Here is a 19,581-nt window from a genome sequence, read left to right on the forward strand (position 1 = left end):
ATACCCGTTACCCAACACCCCTAAAACGTCACCACGCTGCGGATGCTTTCGCCTCGGTGCATCAGGTCAAAGGCGGTGTTGATCTCGTCGAGGGGCATGACGTGGGTGATCAAATCGTCAATATTGATTTTGCCGTCCATGTACCAATCGACAATTTTGGGCACATCGGTGCGACCTCTGGCCCCGCCAAAGGCGGTGCCTTTCCACTCGCGCCCGGTCACCAGCTGAAAGGGGCGGGTGCTGATCTCTTCGCCAGCGGCGGCGACACCCACAATCACGCTCACCCCCCAGCCCTTGTGGCAGCATTCCAGCGCCTGGCGCATCAGCTTCACATTGCCGACGCACTCGAAGCTGTAGTCGGCCCCGCCGCCGGTTAATTCGACCAGGTAGGGTACCAGGTCGCCCTCGACCTCTTTGGGGTTGACGAAGTGGGTCATGCCAAATTTTTCGGCCAGCTCCTTTTTGTCGGGGTTGAGGTCAACGCCGATGATTTTGTTGGCTCCCACCATGCGGCAGCCCTGGATCACGTTGAGGCCAATACCGCCGAGGCCAAACACCACCACGTTGGCCCCCGGCTCGACCTTGGCAGTGTTAATCACTGCGCCAATGCCCGTGGTGATGCCGCAGCCGATGTAGCAGACCTTCTCAAAGGGGGCATCGGAGCGAATTTTGGCCAGGGCAATCTCGGGCACCACGGTGTAGTTCGAGAAGGTGGACGTACCCATGTAGTGAAACAACGGTTCGCCGCCGAAGGAAAACCGGCTGGTGCCATCGGGCATGAGGCCGCGCCCCTGGGTGAGGCGAATGGCCTGGCAGAGGTTGGTCTTAAAGCTGAGGCAGTATTCGCACTGGCGGCACTCAGGCACATACAGCGGAATCACATGGTCACCGGGCTTGAGGCTGGTGACACCGGGGCCAACGTCGGCCACCACTCCGGCTCCTTCGTGGCCCAATACCGCCGGAAACAGCCCTTCGGGATCTTTGCCAGACAGGGTGTAGGCATCGGTGTGACAAATGCCGGTAGCTTTGATTTCGACCAGCACCTCGCCCTCGCGCGGTCCGTCGAGCTGAACGGTTTCGACGCTCAAGGGTTGGCCTGGGCCATGGGCAACGGCAGCTCTAACATCCACGGGCGAGTCTCCTTTGGGCAGGGGCAGTGAAGCGATGACTAAATGGCTGTGCTCAACCGGCTATGGTCTGGCGCTAAACACCTGGGCAACATGGCACGTTAGCCGGTTGAGCAAGAACCAAACAACCCTCTGACCGGGCCATCGCAATACCTTAGTCAGCTTACCGATTTTGCGGCGCTTAGGCTACGTGTCAGCTTGTTCAGACATTCCTCCGCACAATGACCGATGTTGGGTGCGCTGTCGCCTGTGCTCCTTAGCGGAGGGGCATCTTGACCCCAGCAGGCCCTGTGCATCTATTTTCTGTGCATCTATTCACCATGACTCAACGCAATAGAACTCGGTTTAACCAGACTCAACTCAATAAAACTCAGTTTAATCAGACTCAACGCTCCCAGCGATCGCCTAGGTCAGCAGCTGAGTTGGCGGCCCCCGTAGCTGGGTTTACGCTGATCGAAGGGTTGATTGTACTCGTGATCATTGGGCTACTAGCGGCGATCGCCGCCCCTTCCTGGCTTGATTTTTTGCACCAACGCAAGATCAACGCGACTCAAGACATGCTCTACCAAGCGCTACGGATTACCCAGTCCGACGCCATGCAACAGCGTCACGAGCGGCGCTTTAGTCTGCGAGAGCGCGATGGCTACATTGAATGGGCCAACCATCCCGAATCTATCCCGGCAGTGAGGGTGACCAATTGGCAGCCTCTAAGCCATGGCGTTGTACTCGCCAACGAAGACAACACTCTCACCAAAAGCAGCGGCATTCACTATACTCGCTTTGACATGCACGGCAATCTGAGAGCTAAATGGATTGGTGAGCAGGGCACCATCACGGTCACCGTTACAGGCCAACGACATACCAACCGCTGTGTGATTGTTTCTACAGTGCTTGGTGCCATGCGCAAAGGCCAGGGCCAGACTAAAGCCAACAGCAATGGACGCTTCTGCTACTAACTTCAACACCCATTCGGCGCAAAAGCGAGTTTAATGGGTTAGCACCGTGAGTGGTTGAGGAAGCGTGGCCATGACAGAACGAAACGAAGGTTGGTACATCATTCAAACCCGGGACGGCAGCTGTGAGGTGCTGTCTGCCGAGCACGTCAGTCGTGACAAACTTCAGGATCAACGCCCCGTATGGGGACCCTATGCAACTCAAAACGAGGCGATCGCCCGCCGGGTAGGACTCATTCGCAGCGGCAAATGTAACCCCGTCTAGGCCTCGGCGGCCTCGCGCCCGCGCAGAGAATCGTAGTTTTGCAAGAACCAGGCGTAGGTCTGTTCAATGCCGGTTTTAAGATCGGTCTTAGCCTGCCACCCAGCGGAGTTGAGCCGCGACACGTCGAGCAGCTTTCGGGGGGTGCCGTCGGGTTTAGTGGAGTCAAATACCAGCTCACCCTCATAGCCCACCACGGATTGCATGGTCAGGGCTAGGGCTTTGATCGAGACCTCTTGACCAGTACCCACGTTAACGAAGTCTACGTCGTCGTAGGTATTCATCAAAAATATCAGGGCGTCGGCCAGGTCATCGACGTAGAGAAATTCGCGCAGAGGGGTGCCCGTGCCCCAGATAGTCACGGTGGGGTCGCCGTTGACCTTGGCCTCGTGGAACTTGCGCATGAGGGCGGGCAGTACGTGGGAGTTGGCCAAATCAAAGTTGTCGTTGAGGCCGTAGAGGTTGGTGGGCATCGCTGAGATAAAGTTGACCCCGTACTGGCGACAGTAGTTTTCGCAGAGCTTGAGACCGGCAATTTTGGCGATCGCATAGGGCTCATTGGTCGGCTCTAAATTCCCCGTTAGCAGATACTCCTCTTTCATCGGCTGGGGGCACAGCTTTGGATAAATGCAGGATGACCCCAAAAACAGCAGCTTTTGCGCCCCGTAGCGGTAGGCGCTGTGAATGATATTGGCCTCAATCATCAAATTGTCGTAGAGAAACTCAGCCCGATAGGTATTGTTGGCCTGAATACCACCGACCTTTGCCGCTGCCAAAAAGACGTAATCTGGCTTCTCAGTAGCGAAGAACTCATCCACTGCGGCCTGATTGCGCAGGTCTAGCTCTCGGCTAGAGCGCAGCAGCAAATTCCCATAGCCCTGGGCCTTGAGTGTTCTGACCAGGGCACTACCAACCAGACCACGGGAGCCAGCAACGTAAATTTTAGAGTGAGTATCCATAAACGTTAGTTGAGATAGCAATTACATCAGCACTCAATTAGACAAGCAGACCCCATTGGCATGAGTCTGGCACTGGCCTTGGGCAATGACAATAGGCTGCCTTTAGAGTTTAGTCGTAGTTCACAATGGGCTTGAGGCTACTCTAAAATTTTCCACCCCCTGACGCACTCTGACGCTATGCTCCCATCCTTTCTCTCTGGCCAGCGCTGGCAGTTCTGGATCGATCGCGGTGGCACCTTTACCGATATTGTGGCCCGCCGCCCCGATGGTCAGATTGCGATCCACAAGCTGCTGTCAGAAAATCCCGATCGCTACGCCGATGCCCCCATTCAGGGCATCCGCGACCTGCTGGGGCTGGGGCCACAAGACCCTATCCCCGCCGAGGCGATTGAGGCGGTAAAGATGGGGACGACCGTGGCCACCAATGCGCTGCTAGAGCGGAAGGGCGATCGCACCCTTCTTCTGACAACGCAGGGATTCCGCGATGCCCTCCGCATTGGCTACCAAAACCGCCCGGATATTTTTGCCCGCCACATTGAGCTGCCCGAAATGCTCTACGAACGGGCGATCGAGGTGAACGAACGACTCAGCGCCCAAGGTGACGTACTGGTTGCTCTAAATACAGCGGAAGAAGAACGGCTGATCGGAGAACTCCAACAAGCCTTTGATTCTGGCATTCGGGCCTGTGCGATCGCGCTGCTCCACGGCTATCGCTACCCCGCCCACGAGCTGCGCCTGGGGGAACTCGCCCGCCAGGTCGGCTTTACCCAAATTTCTCTTTCCCACCAGGTCAGCCCGTTAATTAAGCTCGTCAGCCGAGGCGACACAACGGTGGTGGATGCCTATCTGTCACCGATTTTGCGGCGTTATGTGGATCGGGTGGCGGCGCAATTAAGGACTGGGTCTGAGACAGAGCTAGCTCTGCCTCAGACCCAGTTAATGTTCATGCAATCCAACGGCGGCCTGACCGATGCGGCGCTGTTTCGGGGCAAAGACAGCATTCTCTCGGGGCCAGCGGGGGGTGTAGTTGGCGCAGTGCAGACCAGCCGCCAGGCTGGGTACGATCGCATGATTGGCTTCGACATGGGCGGCACCTCTACAGACGTGTCCCACTACCGGGGCGAGTACGAGCGCACCTTTGAAACCGAAGTAGCCGGGGTGCGGCTGCGGGCTCCGATGATGGCGATCCACACCGTGGCGGCGGGGGGCGGCTCAATAGTGAGTTTTGACGGTAGCCGCTACCGGGTGGGGCCAGAGTCGGCGGGGGCGTATCCGGGGCCGGCCTGCTACCGCCACGGTGGACCGCTGGCGGTGACCGACTGCAATGTGATGGTCGGTAAGCTTCAGCCCGAGTTTTTTCCCCAGGTGTTTGGGCCGGGGGGGAATCAGCCATTGGATGTCGAGGTGGTGGGCAAGAAGTTTGCGACCCTGGCGGAGGAAATCCATGCGGCAACAGGGGATGTGCGTAGCCCTGAGCAGGTGGCGGCAGGTTTTTTGGCGATCGCCGTCGAAAAGATGGCCAACGCGATCAAAAAAATCTCGGTACAGCGAGGCTACGACGTTTCAGACTATGTGCTGTGCAGCTTTGGCGGGGCCGGGGGCCAGCACGCCTGCCTAATCGCCGACGCCCTGGGCATGACGGAGATATTTCTGCACCCCTACGCCGGGGTGCTGTCGGCCTACGGTATGGGGCTGGCAGATGTCAGGTCGCTGAACGAGCGATCGGTTGAGTTACCCCTGGGTGAAGATACGCTGCCGCAGATTCAGCAAACTGTAGAATCCCTGGCCACCAAAGGTTTAGAAGAACTACAGCAACAGGGCTTTGCAATTGAAGATTTCCCGATGCCCCTCACCCCTAGCCCCTCTCCCCGAGGGCGAGGGGAACCAGAGCATTCAAAATCCAACCTTCAAAATTCAAAACGGCCTCTGGTGTTGCCCCGGCTGCTGCTGAAGTATGAGGGCACCGATTCGGTGCTGGCGGTGGAGTTGGCTGGGGTAGAGACGATGCGATCACAGTTCACTACCCTGCACCGCCAGCGCTACGGCTTTGCCCAAGACACTAAGCGCCTGATTGTCGATACCGCTGCCGTCGAAGTCGTCGGCCACACCCACAGTCCCGACGAGCCGGAGATTCACACGGTTCGCACCACCCCTCTGGTGCCAAAAACCACCGTGCCGGGCTACACCGCCGATGCGTGGCACGACACACCGGTTTACCATCGTGAGGATTTGTGTTCTGGGGATGCGATCGCAGGCCCTGCCCTGATCATCGAACCCACCGGCACCAACGTCGTCGAACCAGGGTGGGAGGCCACTTTCACCCTCAAAGGGCATTTGATCTTAAAGAAAGACACCTCACGTAAAAGGTCCGTGGGTTTCGCTAGCGAAGAGACTGTGGACCATAGCACAGTGGAAACTAGCTCAACCCACGCTACCCCTCCAAAATGCAAAATCCAACATCCAAAATTGCCTGATCCCGTCTTGCTCGAAATCTTCAATAACCTCTTTCGCGCCGTAGCCGAGGAGATGGGGATCACGCTGCAAAACACCAGCTACTCGGTGAATATCAAAGAGCGGCTCGATTTCTCTTGTGCAGTGTTTGATCAAAACGGGCAGTTGGTGGCTAATGCACCCCACATTCCGGTCCACCTGGGGTCGATGGGCGAGAGCGTGCGGAGTTTGATTGAGGCCAAGGGCGATCGCCTCAAACCCGGCGATGTGTATCTGCAAAACAACCCCTACAACGGCGGCACGCATTTGCCAGATATCACGGTGATTACGCCGGTCTTTTTGGGAGAGACCCTCCCCTCCCCCTCCCCAGAGGGGACAGCCCCCTCCCCGCTCCCCACTCCCCGCTCCCCCCTTTTCTACGTCGCCTCCCGTGGTCACCACGCCGACATCGGCGGCATCACCCCCGGCTCCATGCCCTCGCACAGCACCAGCATTGAAGAAGAGGGCGTGCTGCTCGACAACGTGCAGTTGGTGGATCAGGGTCACTTTCTCGAATCTGAGCTTTTAACAATCCTTACGACTGCCCCGTATCCCGTGCGGAACTCGACGCAGAACATGGCCGACCTCCAGGCACAGATTGCGGCCAACGAAAAGGGAGCGCAAGAACTGCAAAAACTGGTCAATCACTACGGCCTCGACACCGTACAGACCTACATGCAGCATGTGCAAGACAACGCCGAAGCATGCGTGCGGCGGGTAATCGAGCGCCTCCAGGATGGTCACTTCACCTACCCCATGGATGACGGTAGCCAAATTGCCGTCCAGGTCACCGTCAACCGTGAACAGCGCAGCGCCTGCATTGACTTTACTGGCACCTCGCCCCAGCGGCCCAGCAACTTCAACGCGCCGACAGCGGTGTGCAAAGCAGCGGTGCTCTACGTGTTTCGCACCCTGGTGGATGACGATATTCCCCTCAATGCGGGCTGTCTAAAACCGCTAGAAATTGTGATTCCGGCAGGCTCCATGCTGAACCCCAGCTATCCGGCAGCGGTGGTGGCGGGCAATGTGGAGGTGTCTCAGGCGGTGACCGATGCGTTGTACGGGGCCTTGGGGGCGATCGCCGCCTCCCAGGGCACCATGAACAACGTCACCTTTGGCAATCAGCATCACCAGTACTACGAAACCATCTGCGGCGGCTCCGGGGCTGGCCCCGGCTTCCCCGGTACCGATGCGGTACACACCCACATGACCAACTCGCGCCTCACCGACCCCGAGGTGCTGGAGTGGCGGTTTCCGGTGCTGCTGCGGGAGTTTGCCATTCAACCGGGCAGCGGCGGAGCTGGAGAATTTTCGGGCGGCAACGGCATTATCCGCAGGATCGAATTTCGCGAACCGATGACGGCAGCGATTCTCTCGAACCATCGCCGGGTACCGCCCTTTGGGTTAGCTGGCGGTCAGCCAGGACAGGTGGGTAAGAATACTGTAATTCGCGCCAATGGCCAGGTGGAGGTGCTACCGGGTCAGGCCACGGTGGCCGTAGAACCAGGGGACTGCATTCAAATTGTGACGCCGGGGGGTGGCGGCTACGGCTACTCAAACAAGTAATACCAAACCCGAGTCATCACATAACTCCAATTCCCAACAGGCAGATTATGGTGGGCAAACGGTGTTTGCCCAACCCAACCGGGGCTAGCCAAGTCGGATTCGGTATAAAGTGCAAGGCTGAAAATAAACACCTGAAACAATCTGTACGGTGGCTATTTCACTACATCCCGTTCGGGTGACATGCTCACGCCAAGACCAATTCACCGCTAAATTTAGCCAACCAAAAATCTCTAATTAGCCCAGATGTTCTACGCTTAAGGCATATTTTTTCTCTAAGGGCGACTTAATGCGTGTTGAAGCTTGCTGTCAGGCCCTCTTTGAGCACCTACTGCCCGATCTCGACCCCCAGCGACAGGGGCTTTGTATTGATGTGGGGGTAGGCACCTTTGCCTTTTACTGCGAACTATTTGCTCGCCTGGGCTATACCACTGTCGCCGTTGAACCTTCCCCTACCGATAAGTTGCGCGCGGTTTGCCAGCAATACCCCATCCAGCTGATCGAGCAGTGCCTTTCCGATCGCGTCGGCACCCAGACCCTGCATATGGGCCAGTTTGCCAACTTAGCTAACAGCAACTTCAGCTCGCTGGCCGCCGACTGGTTTGGGGCCTCGGGCACCACCCGCGAAGTGCCCACCCTCGATCTGTCTACGCTGCTAGAGCAAGTGGGCGCAACCCGCATCACCGCCGTTAAGATCGATATTGAAGGGTGGGAACCCGTAGTGATTCAACAGTTTGCCGAGCTGCCCCCGGAGCTACTGCCTCAGGTGGTGATGTTTGAGTACGGCGGCGGCGGCAGTCGTGCCCTAGGCGAAAAGGGTTGGTCGCCCCGGTTTTTTGAGGGCACCATGACCTGCCTCAAGACCCTACAACAGTTGGGTTACGACTTTAGCATCATGGTTGACTACGCCTCGGGCACCCAGGCCAAGGTGTTTGACCTGCAAGCACTAGCCTTAGCTCAGGAGTCGCCCTTTTACCCCAATGGCGTCTACGGCAATATTCTTTGCTTTTATCAACAGCGCTTTGCGGCAGATCCCATTCGCCGCCTCTGTGCTCCCTATGGGGGCGGCCTGGCCAACTGGCTGGTGAGCAAGCTGGTGTCTTAGCGACCTGAGCGGTTACGCCTTAAACCCTTCGGGCACCTGCTCATCGTAGTAGTAGTGCCCCAGCGCAGCGACGGGTTCTTCGGCGACCACCTCGCTCCCTGTAGGGGCAGCGGCGACTAGAAAGGCAGCCGGGTCAGATCGGTAAGCCGCTAGCAGCGCTTTTTCCTCGCTAGAGAGGTCAGGAGAACTGTCTTCTTCAATTTCTTGGAGAGTCGCTTCGATTAGCTCCATCTGCTCTTCGGCGATGCTGAGCTCGTGATGGGTGTCTGCACTGAGCAGTTGTTCGAGGGGTTGCAGCTCGGCTACATGGTTTGTGAGGGCTTGTAGCTTTTCCTCGTAGGTTTTTGTCAACTGCTGAAGTTCTTGCCGGTGCTGGGCCTCTTGCTGGGCAAGTGCCGCTTGTAGAGAAGTCTCCTGCTGATTGAGGGTCGTTTGAAGGGCCGCTTTCTCGGCCTCAAGGGCTTGGAGTTTAGCTTGCTGGGTCTTGAGCGCTTTGAGCAGGGGAACGACCTGTCCCTTGAGGGTCATATGATCGACATCGAGCTGGTGGAATCGTTCCGACAGGTTGACGTAGGCGCGGCATAGACGGGTATAGCGCTCCACCATCTGATTGACGTGCTGAAAATTTCTCACTGCCGTCTCCAGGCGATCGGTGGCCATAACAACATCCTGCGGGTGGGAGAAATTGGGTCAAGGGGGAATGGCCCTGATGCTGCCCGCGCCACGGTAGCTCGGTTAGACAAAAGGGGCTATCAGTAGTTGCCAGTAAATTGAGTCGCTCCTTAACTATCATGTTTATCCTCAAAAATTCAAGCGACAGAGGATACATCTAGCCATATCTAGCCATATATTTAGGCAATGTAGTTAGACGATATAGTTCAGGCCTTTGGAGGCTACCACCGTCAGCCAGCTGAACCAGTGCATCTCCCCGACCCAAACCTCTGCTAGTGACAGGTTGTATTTCAGTGGCGGTTTTGGTTAATGTGTCAGAATGAAGGTGGTTACCAGCCCACCCCGCTCCCCCTTCGGTAGTGCTGTGCGTACCTACAAAAGCCAAAAGATTGACCAAAACGCCGACTACCCCTGCCCCTGTCGTCGCAACGGTCGCATTAAGCCGATTACTCTGACTGAAGCCTTTGGCTGCGATCGCTGCCAACAGATTTTTGTTGTTCAAGACGATGGCTATGTCATTGAGCAGCTTTCTACCCATTACCCCTATAAGCGCATCTGGCGCTGGACCGGCCAACAGTGGCGTTTAGACCGGTCTTCGCTCAGCGTTAGCTATCTGCCCCTAGTGGTGCTGGCAGCCTTTGGCATTATGGTGTTCTTTTTATTGCTAGCTACCCTACAGACCCCCAACAGCACCCCTTCGGCAGCACGGCTGCTGACCACCCTGGCCGTATCGGTGGCCGTGGTAGGGATGTTTTGGCTGGCCTCACGGCGCTAGGCCCATGACACAGTTAGGCAGCCAGGCAGACTTTAGCGCAGCGGTTGGTCAAGTTCGTGAAGCGAGCCACACCCTAGTGACTGCCGGTGTCGATCTCCAGAGCAAGCTGCTAGAGACCGTCGCCACTGAGCTAGAAGCCAGCCTTGACGACATTCTCGAAGCAAATACCCTCGACCTAGAGGCCAGCCTCGATATGGCGGTACCCGATCGGGTGCTCGACTGGCTCAAACTCACCCCAGAACGCTTACAGACCGCCGCCAAAATTTTGCGCCGCCTTGCCTATTTGGGCGACCCTCGAGGACTGCTGCTCCCGGCTCCAAGCCGCCTGAGTAAGGCGATATCGGGCTACGGCCAGGTGGTTCCTTTGGGGGTGGTGGCTCTAGTCTATGAAGCGTTTCCCGAACTGGCGGCGATTATGGCAGGGCTGTGCCTGCGCACGGGCAATGGCCTGATTCTCAAGGGCGGCAACGAGGCCAGCCAAACCAATCAGGTGATTTTGCAAGCCCTACACCAAGCCCTCGACCAGCTAGGCCTGCCCCAGCACTGTATTTTCTCCCTCACCGAAGAACAGGGGGATATGGCTCGCACCTGGCTGTTACAAGAGCCAGGCATCGACTTGATCATTCCCTACGGCAGGCCTGGTCTGGTGCAGCAGGTGGTGCGCCAGGCCGGGGTGCCAGTGCTGCCCACCGCTATCGGCAACTGCTACCTCTACTGGTCGGCCACCGGCCACCTCGATACCGTTACTCACATGATTATTGATAGCCACCGGGGCGAACCCGATGCCGTCAATGCGATCGAAAAAGTTTTGATCCACCGCAGTTGTAGCCCCTCAGCCGTGGTGCAACTCTGCCATACCCTGTGGGATCAAGACTTTGAAGTGCTGGCCGACGGTGCTCTGCTGGCCGATTTGCCCAATGTGAAGTCGGCCACTGAAGCCGATTGGCACCGCCCCTTTTTGAGTAAAACCGTCGCCCTTAGTCTGGTCGAAAATGGCCCAGCCGCCGCTGCCTTTATCAATCGCCACAGCAGTGGGCACGCCAATGCCCTAGCCACCGAAAGCTACGCCGAAAGCAGCCGTTTTACCCAGCTAACCTGTAGCGCAGTAGTCTATATCAACACTTCGCCTCGGTTTGTGCGCAACCCGGCCCAGTCGTCTAGCATTGCCCTGGGGATGACAGCCCAGCGGGGCCGTTGCAGCGGATTTGTGGGCCTCAGCGCCCTGCTCACCACCCAGCACATTTTGCAGGGTCTGGAGTAATGTCCTGATTCCCGGCAGTCCTAATATCTCACCTGTAGGTCATTTCTAGCTTGATGGTTTAGACACGAAACAAGCGGGACGTTACCTTTGGCAACGTCCCGCTTGTTTAAAGCCCATACTGGCCTAAGAATAACCGTTTAACCTTCGCTAGTCCCCGCTAGTTTGACCTTCTTGGCCAAACCAACAGCCTGTAGCAGGCGAATGGTCATCCAAGTAACGTCAACTTCCCACCACTTAAGACCATGGCGCGCCGAATACTGGTAGGCGTGGTGGTTGTTGTGCCAACCCTCGCCATAGGTGACGACAGCCACCCACCAGCAGTTGGTCGATTTGTCATCGGTTTCGTGGCTGCGATAGCCGAACTTGTGGGTGGCGCTGTTGACCAACCAGGTGCAGTGGTAAACCACTACCAGGCGCACAAAGATGCCCCACAGCACAAAGGGCCAGCCGCCTAGGGCATAGAGCACCACGCCCAATGCGATCTGGAGCGGCAGAAAATAATGTTCGCAAAACAAATAGAAGCGATCGTCTTTGATATCGCGGATGAAACGATCGACATCGTGGCGAGCCGGAACGTCGCGTAGCATCCAACCCATATGACTCCACCAAAAGCCTTTGTTAGAGTCGTGATGGTCGAGGTTTTGGTCAGAGTAGGCATGGTGGTGGCGGTGCAGACCAATCCACATAATCGGACCGTGCTGGCAGGCCAGGGTGCCGCAAAAGACAAAGAAATACTCTAGCCACTTGGGCACGGTAAAGCTGCGGTGAGAAACCAGCCGGTGCCAACCCAGGGTAATGCCGAGACAGCCGGTGACCCAATGCAGCAGCAGCGCTACCCCAATGGCGGCCCAAGAAAAGTTGGCGGGCAAAAACGCCAGGGCCGCCATACTGTGGACAAAGATCATAAAGCCAAGGGTGACCCAATCGCGGGACAAACGCTCGGTAGTTATAGCAGTCATGCAAAAGTCTCAGAATTTTGGACAAATGACCCAGCAGAAATTCTAGGCCAGAATTTTGCGCAGGCGGAGTAAATGTAGGGGAGAATTGTTAACCGAATCCAAGTCCAGAAATGGAGGTTGGTCGGTGAGAAACCAACCGATTCTGGGTTGGACTTGATATCCCCCTGTTTCTTAACGAAAAATTTCAACCATTGCAACCATCAAACCTAATGATGCCGCCAGACTCGACACTTCTTCCGATTTTTTATGGAATTGACGCTCAGGTCAAGCAAAATCTGTCGCGGGTGCTAGGAGCCTTTCGACAGCACCGGGTAGGTAGCCACCACTTTAACAGCGTGTCGGGCTATGGCCACGACGACCTAGGCCGTGACACCCTCGATCGCGTGTTTGCCGACATTGTGCAGGCAGAAGCTGCTCTGGTGCGATCGCAGTTTGTGTCTGGCACCCATGCGATCGCCTGCGCGTTGTACGGGGTGCTGCGCCCCGGTGATGAAATGCTAGCCGTAGCGGGCACCCCCTACGACACCCTAGAAGAAGTAATTGGTCTACGCAGCAAAGGCCAGGGATCGTTAGCCGAGTTTGGAGTGTCCTATCGAGAGTTACCATTGACTGCCGCCCACAACCTTGACTGGGATGCCCTGGCCACAGCAGTCAGGCCCAATACCCGACTGGTGCACATCCAGCGGTCATGTGGCTATAGTTGGCGTTCAACCCTTACCATAGCGGAAATCGAAACCATCGTCCGTACGATCAAGGCCCAGAATCCCGACGTTGTCTGTTTTGTCGATAACTGCTACGGCGAATTTTTAGAAGACCGTGAACCCACCGCCGTGGGAGCCGATCTGATCGCCGGGTCACTCATTAAAAATCCGGGCGGCACCATTGCGCCCACCGGCGGTTATGTCGCTGGCCGCGCCGACCTAGTCGCGGCTGCCGCCTGTCGCCTCACCGCTCCGGGTATTGGGGCCAGCGGCGGATCGAGCCTTAACCTCAACCGGTTGCTATACCAAGGCTTGTTTTTGGCCCCCCAAATGGTAGGCGAAGCCATGAAGGGCAACTATTTGCTGGCCACCACCTTCGATGCCTTGGGCTATCCAGTCAACCCGGCCCCTAGTGCTCCCCGCGACGTCATTCAGGCCATTCGACTGGGGTCGCCGGAGAAGCTAATTGCCTTCTGCAAGGCTGTACAGCAGCATTCACCTATTGATGCCTACGTCGAACCCGTGCCGGCCGCCATGCCTGGCTACGACAGCGATCTGGTGATGGCTGGGGGCACCTTTATCGATGGCAGCACCTCAGAGCTTTCCGCCGATGGCCCCCTGCGGGAGCCCTATATTGTCTACTGCCAGGGCGGCACCCACTGGACCCACGTAGCTTTGGCCCTGGAAGCCGCGATCGCTGCGATCGGACCGCTTTGAGGGCACACCTCCTCTCACGCTACGCAACCTAAAAGCAGAGGGGGCGATGGACAGTTATCCATCGCCCCCTCTTACAGAGCAAAAGTTGCAGAGCAAAAGTTGCAGAGCAAACCCTAGCTGTGGCCGCCGCTGACCAGCGTGGTCAACATGGGCAAATTAGCCGCCAGCAGGTAGGCGAAGGTAGCCCCGCCAATGCCGCCGATCAAAAAGCTACCGGCAAACTCACTCCAGCCTTCGTCGGTTTCGAGGCTAGCAGGAGGAGTAAAGGGAGTCGTGGTTTTGGTGACGGCATCGTTAACGCCAGCACCCGAGTAGATCGAGAGGCAAGCGGTCAAAATTACCACCAGACCCGCCGCACTCAGGAGTCCAGCCAGGCCAGGAATGTCAGAATCCCGCAGGGGGCCGAGTAGGGCAAAGGGGCCGTAGAGGAAATAGCCGTGGGCCATGCCAATTTCGAGGCCGCGACGCTGGGGCGAAAGCCCTTTGCGGTAGGCGGGCAGGTTGCCAATAAAAGCCTTAGAAAACCCAGAGGAATTGATCGGCGTCTCTAGATTGCCGATTTGTGGATCCCCAGCGGGCTGAATTAGATCTGTCATGGGGGAGTATCTCCAACTCAAACAAAATCACAGCAAATGAAAAGACGGTTTTTAGAGGCCGTTGAGTCTATAAAAACCATCTCTGCTTCAGGTTCAAAACCTGTTTTCTAAGTCGCCTTCCCTAGGGATGCAGCAGCAAATCGGGAAAGAAACGGTTGAACTCAATCAAAACACCGGCGGTAATCACCATCCACACGGTGGCTAGCACCGGGGCAGAAGACAGATACCGAAGCAAGTTATTGTCCATTGTCTAGTTCTCCTGGATAGTTTTCCTTGGGCTAGGCGCTAGCGAGGAGATACAGTGATCTCGTCGTCTTTGGCAAACATGGCACCGCTAGCAATATCTTTGAAAGCAGCGAGGGGCCAGGCGAACCCAGTCAGCATGCACTTAATGGCCAGGGGCACATCAATGATGATCTCATTGTCTTCGGGGTTCTTGCGACCCCGCACTGTAATCACGTAGGCACGACCGACCCAGCCAATCCAGCCTGCAATGTACAGAAACAAAAGACTGGGAATGAGAAACTCCCCGGCATGGGCCAGGTCGCCGTCTACAACCAGGTGGGGCAGGCCGTCGCTGCCGCACAGCAGGGTAGAGCTACCGTAAAAATCGAATCGAGCCTTGGCCGATTCAGTCTTGGCACCAGCGGCCCGCTTCAGAAAAGCCTCGTTTTGGCCACAGGGGGTCAGACCGGATACATTGTCGCCAGCCAGGCTAGCGGATGCCGGGGCAGTAAACCCAAACCAGAGAAACACTACGAGCGCTACAGCAAAAAACCGTCGCATAAACTGTTCCTTTTAATTACCTAAGAAACTAGGGCGCTTTGAACGTAAAGTTAAGTTTTTTGAACAAAAATTCACCCAACTTGGTCGCCATAATACCCCGCAGCCGAACCCCCGTAAAGCTAAGATCGGTGGGGTGTTTACATCTCTACAAATTACGGCCGGGATCACCCTGATCTCGCTTAACAGTATCTCTTAGTGTGGCATGGGTAATGGCGACGATATTGGCGTTAGAAACTAGTTGTGATGAAACGGCGGCGGCGGTCGTGCGCGATCGCACCGTACTCAGCAGCGTAGTCGCCTCTCAAATTAATATCCACCAGCCCTACGGCGGCATTGTGCCCGAGGTGGCCTCTCGGTATCACGTCACCGCCGTAGGAGAGAGTATTAGCGCCGCCCTAGATCAGGCGGGCCTGCATTGGGCCGAGATTGACGGCGTGGCCACCACCTGTGCCCCTGGCCTGGTGGGGGCACTTTTAGTGGGCCTGACCGCAGGCAAAACCCTGGCCATGGTTCACCAAAAGCCGTTCCTGGGCATTCACCATCTCGAAGGGCACATCTATGCCAACTACTTGGCTCACCCCGACCTCCAGCCGCCCTACCTGTGTCTACTGGTCTCCGGCGGGCATACCAGCTTGATCTACGTCAAAGACTGTGGCCACTACCAGACCCTGGGCCAGACCCGCGACGATGCGGCGGGAGAAGCCTTTGATAAAGTGGCTCGACTGCTGGGGTTAGACTACCCCGGCGGCCCGGTGATCGACCGCTTGGCCCAACAGGGCAACCCCCAGGCGTTTCCGCTGCCCGAGGGCAATATTTCGCTGCCTGGGGGGGGCTTTCATCCCTACGACTCGAGCTTCAGCGGGCTAAAAACGGCGGTGCTGCGCCTAGTCGAAAAACTCAGGGCCGAGGGAGTAGACCCGCTGCCCATCCATGACCTAGCCGCCAGCTTTCAAGCCACGGTGGCCCGCAGCTTAACAAAACGGGTAATGGCCTGTGCCCAAGCCTACGGTCTGACTACCGTAGCCCTAGGGGGTGGGGTAGCCGCCAACAGCGGCCTGCGCCACCAGCTCCAACAAGCGGCTGAGCAACAGGGCCTGCGGGTGATGATTCCACCGCTGAGTCTGTGCACCGACAACGCGGCCATGATCGGCTGTGCCGCCGCCGACCACCTCAATCGAGGGCACCGCTCGACTCTGGCGCTCGGGGTACAGTCTCGGCTCGATCTAGCCCGAGTTATGGAGCTCTACCAGCCTATCCCAATGGCTTAACGCTAGACTAAAGGGTGTCTGGCAAGAGTCTGTCTGGCAACCTTCTGAGCTATAGCCCAGAAGCCAAGTCTAATCTCAATGAGTTTTATGATTACATCGCATGATTCTCAGCCTCGGCAGATTTCGTCCTGGGCGATGGTAGGCGGTCTGGCCCTAGGGTCACTGCTGATTGTGGGCTGTGGCCCCCAGGGGGGTAGCGGCGGCGCAGACAGCGCTAACACCTACGAAGCCCAGCTAGCCGATCACTTAACCACTACCGGCAGTGTGATGTATGGCACCCACTGGTGCCCCTACTGCGCCGATCAAAAAGACATGTTTCAAGCCGCTGTCGATCGCGTGCCCTACGTAGAGTGCGACGCCGACGGCGAAAATGCCCAACCAGAACTCTGCCAGCAGCGAGGGATTCAGGGCTATCCCACCTGGGAAATTGACGGTCAGTTGTATCCTGGGGTGAAATCCCTAGATGAATTAGCCGCTCTATCGCGCTTCTCAGCCCAGTAAAGTTATCTGGAACTGCCAGACGGCAGAGACTAAGGTTTGATGATGTTTATCAAGATCACCTCCCTTGCAAAATCCTAGCTCCCAGCCCCATCCTCACCTGCACGAGGTCGACATCAGCGCCGACAGCAGTGCTCATCCCCACATCCACGACCCTGAGTCGCTGCGGCGGATTGTCAATCGTCTGGCCCGCATTGAGGGTCACATTCGCGGTATCAAGACGATGGTGCAGGAGAGTCGTCCCTGCCCCGATGTTCTGGTGCAGGTGGCTGCCGTGCGCGGGGCCTTAGATCGGGTAGCCCGCATCATTCTTGACGAACACCTGACCGAATGTATTGGCCGCGCCGCCGAAGACGGCAATATTGAGGCCGAAATTGCCGAACTCAAGGCCGCGCTCGATCGCTTCTTGCCGTAGGTTTGCAGCAGCCGGTTATCGGGTTGAGGGCAAGCCTGAAACCAATAACCGATCGCTATTTTTTGCTTAGGCTGCGATAAATCGTTTGTGCTCACGCAGCAGGTGACGCTCAAATTGCCTCACCCAATGGCTAAAGCGATCGCTCTCTTGAGCAGTGGCAAAGGTGGGTGGATGGCGCAATAGCAAGGCCACGTACTCTTCTTTGGTACGAACGACAATCGCACTCTGCTGGTCTAAGTCAATGGAGATATGGGAAAATCCCTCCAGCTTGAGAGATGCCATCAACAGTGACTTGAGTCCCAGGGCCTGAAACACCAGCTGCACCCAGCTGGTACTTTCGTTGTCGGCGGTGATGAAATATTCACGGGGGAGACCGCTGAAATCAAAAATAGCAACCCCAATAATATTCTCCAACTGGGCGTCTTGGGTAGAGAGGGAGGGCGCAGGCTGCGCCGGTACCGATGCCTTAGCCGTAGTCATAGACCAATGAAGATGACACAGAATGCTGAATAGTCAGGCCTAGGACAGAACCGGCCTGAAGAGGAACTCCCCTTAACGTTAGCTTACCCAGTCGCCCGATCAAAATCGTGGTTACCGGCTAGACGTTGAGCCTAGATCGAATGGACGGTAGCTACAAAGGTTTTTTGCCGTAAAAAGTAAGTGCGCATGGGGCCTTTTCCCTTGACCAATACCTCTCCACGCAGGTCAAGATCATAGCTGTCTTTGAGGCAGTGATAGGTAGTCTCAGTTACCTGAATGTGATCGGCGACGCCGAACGACTCCATGCGGCTCGCCGTGTTGACGGTGTCACCCCAGAGGTCATAAATAAATTTTTTGGTGCCGATCACCCCAGCCACCACGGGGCCAGTGTTGATGCCAATGCGTAGGCGGAAAGCTTTGCCGGTGCGATCGCTAAAGGTCTGGGCCATAGCCTGCATATCCAAAGCCATATCGGCTACGGCCTGGGCGTGGTCATGGCGCTCGTAGGGTATGCCTCCCACCGCCATATAGGCATCGCCAATGGTCTTAATTTTCTCCAGCTGGTGCTGCTCGGCCAGATGGTCAAATTGAGAAAACACATCGTTGAGCAGCGCGACTAGTTCCTGCGGGCTCAGGGTTTCAGACAGCTGTGTAAACTCTACAATGTCGGCAAACAGCACAGTGACTTCGGCAAAGTGATCGGCAATGGTGCTGCGCCCCTGTTTAAGGCGAGTGGCAATGGGCAAAGGCAAAATATTCAGCAAAAGCTGCTCCGACTTTTCTTTTTCTGCTTGCAGGGCTTGGCGAGCCTGCTCGCGCTCGGCCACCACACCCGCTAAGATCAGCGCCGTAAACGTGAGCACACAGAGATAGGCCTGCAAATGCAACAGCGCCAAATTTTGATTGGGGAAAGCGGGCACAAGGGTCCCTGCCGCTTGGGTAATTCCCCAGGTGGCGATTACGGTGACCAGAGCGGAGCCTAAAGCCGCCCCAAAGGGCCCTAACCGCAACGCTGCCCACATCACGACCGGAAAAAGCATGTAACTCAAGCTGTAGTGACTGTCGGCGGTACAGAATACATACCAGCTCAGCGCGATTAAAACAGCCAACCACAGCCCGATTAGGGGGGCGTAGCAATTACGAAACCGCCGTATACCCTGCTGCCAGGTAATCATCAGAGAGGTAATTAACACGACCCCGGTTACATTGCTAATCCACCAGCTAAACCAGGCCGAGAAATAGGTCGCCCAGACCATAGGGGTCATCAAGCAAAAGTAGGTGATGCCTACCGTAGCGCTAAAGATAGCTGTGGCTACGGCCCCCAGACCAATGAAGGCTCCCACATCTTTAACCCGAGCGAGCGAGTTGCTGAAACCGACCCGACGCAACAGCCAAACCCCCATTAGCGGCTGAAGAGTGTTGTTGACGGCGGCAACCAGATGCCAGTGCCAGTCTAGATCAGAGGAGGTGAGGGTAAATAAGAGCGACCCCACGGTGATTCCCGGGGTCAGGGGGGCCCCCGTCAGCAGTAAAACGCCTTGGCTGTAGCCCGCTGGGGGCCAAATGGGTAGAACCGGCTCCCCGTCACCAAATAGAATAGTGAATTGAAGACTGAGTTTGGCCACAATAAAATAGCCCGCTGCCACAGCTAAAAGCTTGGGCCACCCTCGGCTGAAGTGCTGAACCGACGATAAAGCATTAGCCATTGATAACCCTAAATGGAAATGACAAACCCTTCAAGCGACGGGCTCCTATCCGGTGGAGCATAGCGGCTCTAGCCCGTTCGATAGTGGTAATAATGACTCTGATTAAATCAGCAGCAGGACGAAAAACAGCGCCTCTACATTAAGTCTTAGCGTTGTCAGATTTGGGATAAACCAGGTCATTCGGTCTTAGCGTCGATGAGCCTTGGGTGTAAACCTCACCGTCTCGGCGTTAAATTCCGCATTGGGGTAGTCGCTAGGCCTGGCCTAGTCCTTTTTGGGGGCCTTTAT

Annotated in this window: 19 protein-coding genes; 10 read left to right on the plus strand and 9 right to left on the minus strand. The window is 56.6% G+C overall.

Annotation, left to right across the window (positions count from 1 at the left end; genetic code table 11):
* Positions 1-20 precede the first annotated feature (20 nt).
* Entirely contained in the window at positions 21-1,130 is a 1,110-nt protein-coding gene (locus RRF56_RS06810; RefSeq protein ID WP_317036883.1) for an S-(hydroxymethyl)glutathione dehydrogenase/class III alcohol dehydrogenase, read from the minus strand.
* Between the two features lie 317 nt (positions 1,131-1,447).
* Here RRF56_RS06810 and RRF56_RS06815 point away from each other — a divergent pair, with 317 nt between their 5' ends.
* Entirely contained in the window at positions 1,448-2,083 is a 636-nt protein-coding gene (locus RRF56_RS06815; protein WP_317036884.1) for a type II secretion system protein, read from the plus strand.
* A 70-nt stretch (positions 2,084-2,153) separates the two neighbouring features.
* Entirely contained in the window at positions 2,154-2,345 is a 192-nt protein-coding gene (locus RRF56_RS06820; RefSeq protein WP_317036885.1) for a hypothetical protein, read from the plus strand.
* Here the strand turns inward: RRF56_RS06820 and RRF56_RS06825 are convergent.
* Entirely contained in the window at positions 2,342-3,301 is a 960-nt protein-coding gene (locus tag RRF56_RS06825; protein WP_317036886.1) for a GDP-L-fucose synthase, read from the minus strand. The two genes, RRF56_RS06820 and RRF56_RS06825, sit on opposite strands and share 4 nt — an antisense overlap.
* Before the next feature lie 177 nt (positions 3,302-3,478).
* Between RRF56_RS06825 and RRF56_RS06830 the strand changes: the two genes are divergently transcribed.
* The gene (locus tag RRF56_RS06830) at positions 3,479-7,357 is read left to right on the plus strand and encodes a hydantoinase B/oxoprolinase family protein (protein WP_317036887.1); all 3,879 of its coding nucleotides are present in this window, start codon (positions 3,479-3,481) and stop codon (positions 7,355-7,357) included.
* A 286-nt stretch (positions 7,358-7,643) separates the two neighbouring features.
* Complete coding sequence (locus tag RRF56_RS06835; RefSeq protein WP_317036888.1) at positions 7,644-8,459, plus strand: FkbM family methyltransferase; 816 nt, start codon at positions 7,644-7,646, stop codon at positions 8,457-8,459.
* A 12-nt stretch (positions 8,460-8,471) separates the two neighbouring features.
* Here RRF56_RS06835 and RRF56_RS06840 read toward each other — a convergent pair whose 3' ends face one another.
* Positions 8,472-9,119 carry a hypothetical protein gene (locus RRF56_RS06840; protein ID WP_317036889.1) on the minus strand — a complete coding sequence of 216 codons (648 nt, stop codon included), beginning with the start codon at positions 9,117-9,119 and terminating at the stop codon, positions 8,472-8,474.
* Between the two features lie 376 nt (positions 9,120-9,495).
* On the opposite strand from RRF56_RS06840, the gene RRF56_RS06845 reads away from it, so the two are divergent.
* Both RRF56_RS06845 and RRF56_RS06850 read left to right on the plus strand, forming a co-directional pair.
* A complete protein-coding gene (locus tag RRF56_RS06845; protein ID WP_317036890.1) occupies positions 9,496-9,906 on the plus strand; it encodes a hypothetical protein in 411 nt (136 codons plus the stop codon).
* A 4-nt stretch (positions 9,907-9,910) separates the two neighbouring features.
* A complete protein-coding gene (locus RRF56_RS06850; RefSeq protein WP_317036891.1) occupies positions 9,911-11,167 on the plus strand; it encodes an aldehyde dehydrogenase family protein in 1,257 nt (418 codons plus the stop codon).
* Between the two features lie 137 nt (positions 11,168-11,304).
* Here RRF56_RS06850 and RRF56_RS06855 read toward each other — a convergent pair whose 3' ends face one another.
* Complete coding sequence (locus RRF56_RS06855) at positions 11,305-12,126, minus strand: acyl-CoA desaturase (protein ID WP_317036892.1); 822 nt, start codon at positions 12,124-12,126, stop codon at positions 11,305-11,307.
* A 209-nt stretch (positions 12,127-12,335) separates the two neighbouring features.
* Here RRF56_RS06855 and RRF56_RS06860 point away from each other — a divergent pair, with 209 nt between their 5' ends.
* Positions 12,336-13,544, plus strand: a complete 1,209-nt coding sequence (locus RRF56_RS06860; RefSeq protein ID WP_317036893.1) for a methionine gamma-lyase family protein — start codon at positions 12,336-12,338, stop codon at positions 13,542-13,544.
* Between the two features lie 113 nt (positions 13,545-13,657).
* On the opposite strand, the gene RRF56_RS06865 is transcribed toward RRF56_RS06860, so the two are convergent.
* The 3 genes from RRF56_RS06865 to RRF56_RS06875 form a co-directional block, all read right to left on the minus strand.
* On the minus strand, positions 13,658-14,140 hold the full coding sequence (locus RRF56_RS06865; protein WP_317036894.1) for a photosystem I reaction center subunit XI: 483 nt from the start codon (positions 14,138-14,140) through the stop codon (positions 13,658-13,660).
* Between the two features lie 121 nt (positions 14,141-14,261).
* The gene (gene psaJ, locus RRF56_RS06870; protein ID WP_317036895.1) at positions 14,262-14,387 is read right to left on the minus strand and encodes a photosystem I reaction center subunit IX; all 126 of its coding nucleotides are present in this window, start codon (positions 14,385-14,387) and stop codon (positions 14,262-14,264) included.
* A 38-nt stretch (positions 14,388-14,425) separates the two neighbouring features.
* A complete protein-coding gene (locus tag RRF56_RS06875) occupies positions 14,426-14,926 on the minus strand; it encodes a Photosystem I reaction center subunit III (RefSeq protein ID WP_317036896.1) in 501 nt (166 codons plus the stop codon).
* 209 nt (positions 14,927-15,135) lie between these two features.
* On the opposite strand from RRF56_RS06875, the gene tsaD reads away from it, so the two are divergent.
* From tsaD to RRF56_RS06890, 3 genes are all read left to right on the plus strand, one after another.
* Positions 15,136-16,194 (plus strand): tRNA (adenosine(37)-N6)-threonylcarbamoyltransferase complex transferase subunit TsaD, encoded by a 1,059-nt coding sequence (tsaD, locus tag RRF56_RS06880; RefSeq protein WP_317036897.1) that lies wholly within the window; start codon positions 15,136-15,138, stop codon positions 16,192-16,194.
* Positions 16,195-16,281: 87 nt separating this feature from the next.
* A complete protein-coding gene (locus RRF56_RS06885; RefSeq protein ID WP_317036898.1) occupies positions 16,282-16,695 on the plus strand; it encodes a hypothetical protein in 414 nt (137 codons plus the stop codon).
* Positions 16,696-16,759: 64 nt separating this feature from the next.
* A complete protein-coding gene (locus RRF56_RS06890; RefSeq protein WP_317036899.1) occupies positions 16,760-17,107 on the plus strand; it encodes a metal-sensitive transcriptional regulator in 348 nt (115 codons plus the stop codon).
* A 66-nt stretch (positions 17,108-17,173) separates the two neighbouring features.
* Here the strand turns inward: RRF56_RS06890 and RRF56_RS06895 are convergent, their stop codons facing one another.
* Both RRF56_RS06895 and RRF56_RS06900 read right to left on the minus strand, forming a co-directional pair.
* Positions 17,174-17,587, minus strand: a complete 414-nt coding sequence (locus tag RRF56_RS06895) for a hypothetical protein (protein WP_317036900.1) — start codon at positions 17,585-17,587, stop codon at positions 17,174-17,176.
* 131 nt (positions 17,588-17,718) lie between these two features.
* Positions 17,719-19,293 (minus strand): adenylate/guanylate cyclase domain-containing protein, encoded by a 1,575-nt coding sequence (locus RRF56_RS06900; protein WP_317036901.1) that lies wholly within the window; start codon positions 19,291-19,293, stop codon positions 17,719-17,721.
* Positions 19,294-19,581 lie beyond the last annotated feature (288 nt).

The organism is Nodosilinea sp. E11 (assembly GCF_032813545.1).
In the GTDB taxonomy this organism is placed as follows: Bacteria; Cyanobacteriota; Cyanobacteriia; order Phormidesmidales; family Phormidesmidaceae; genus Nodosilinea.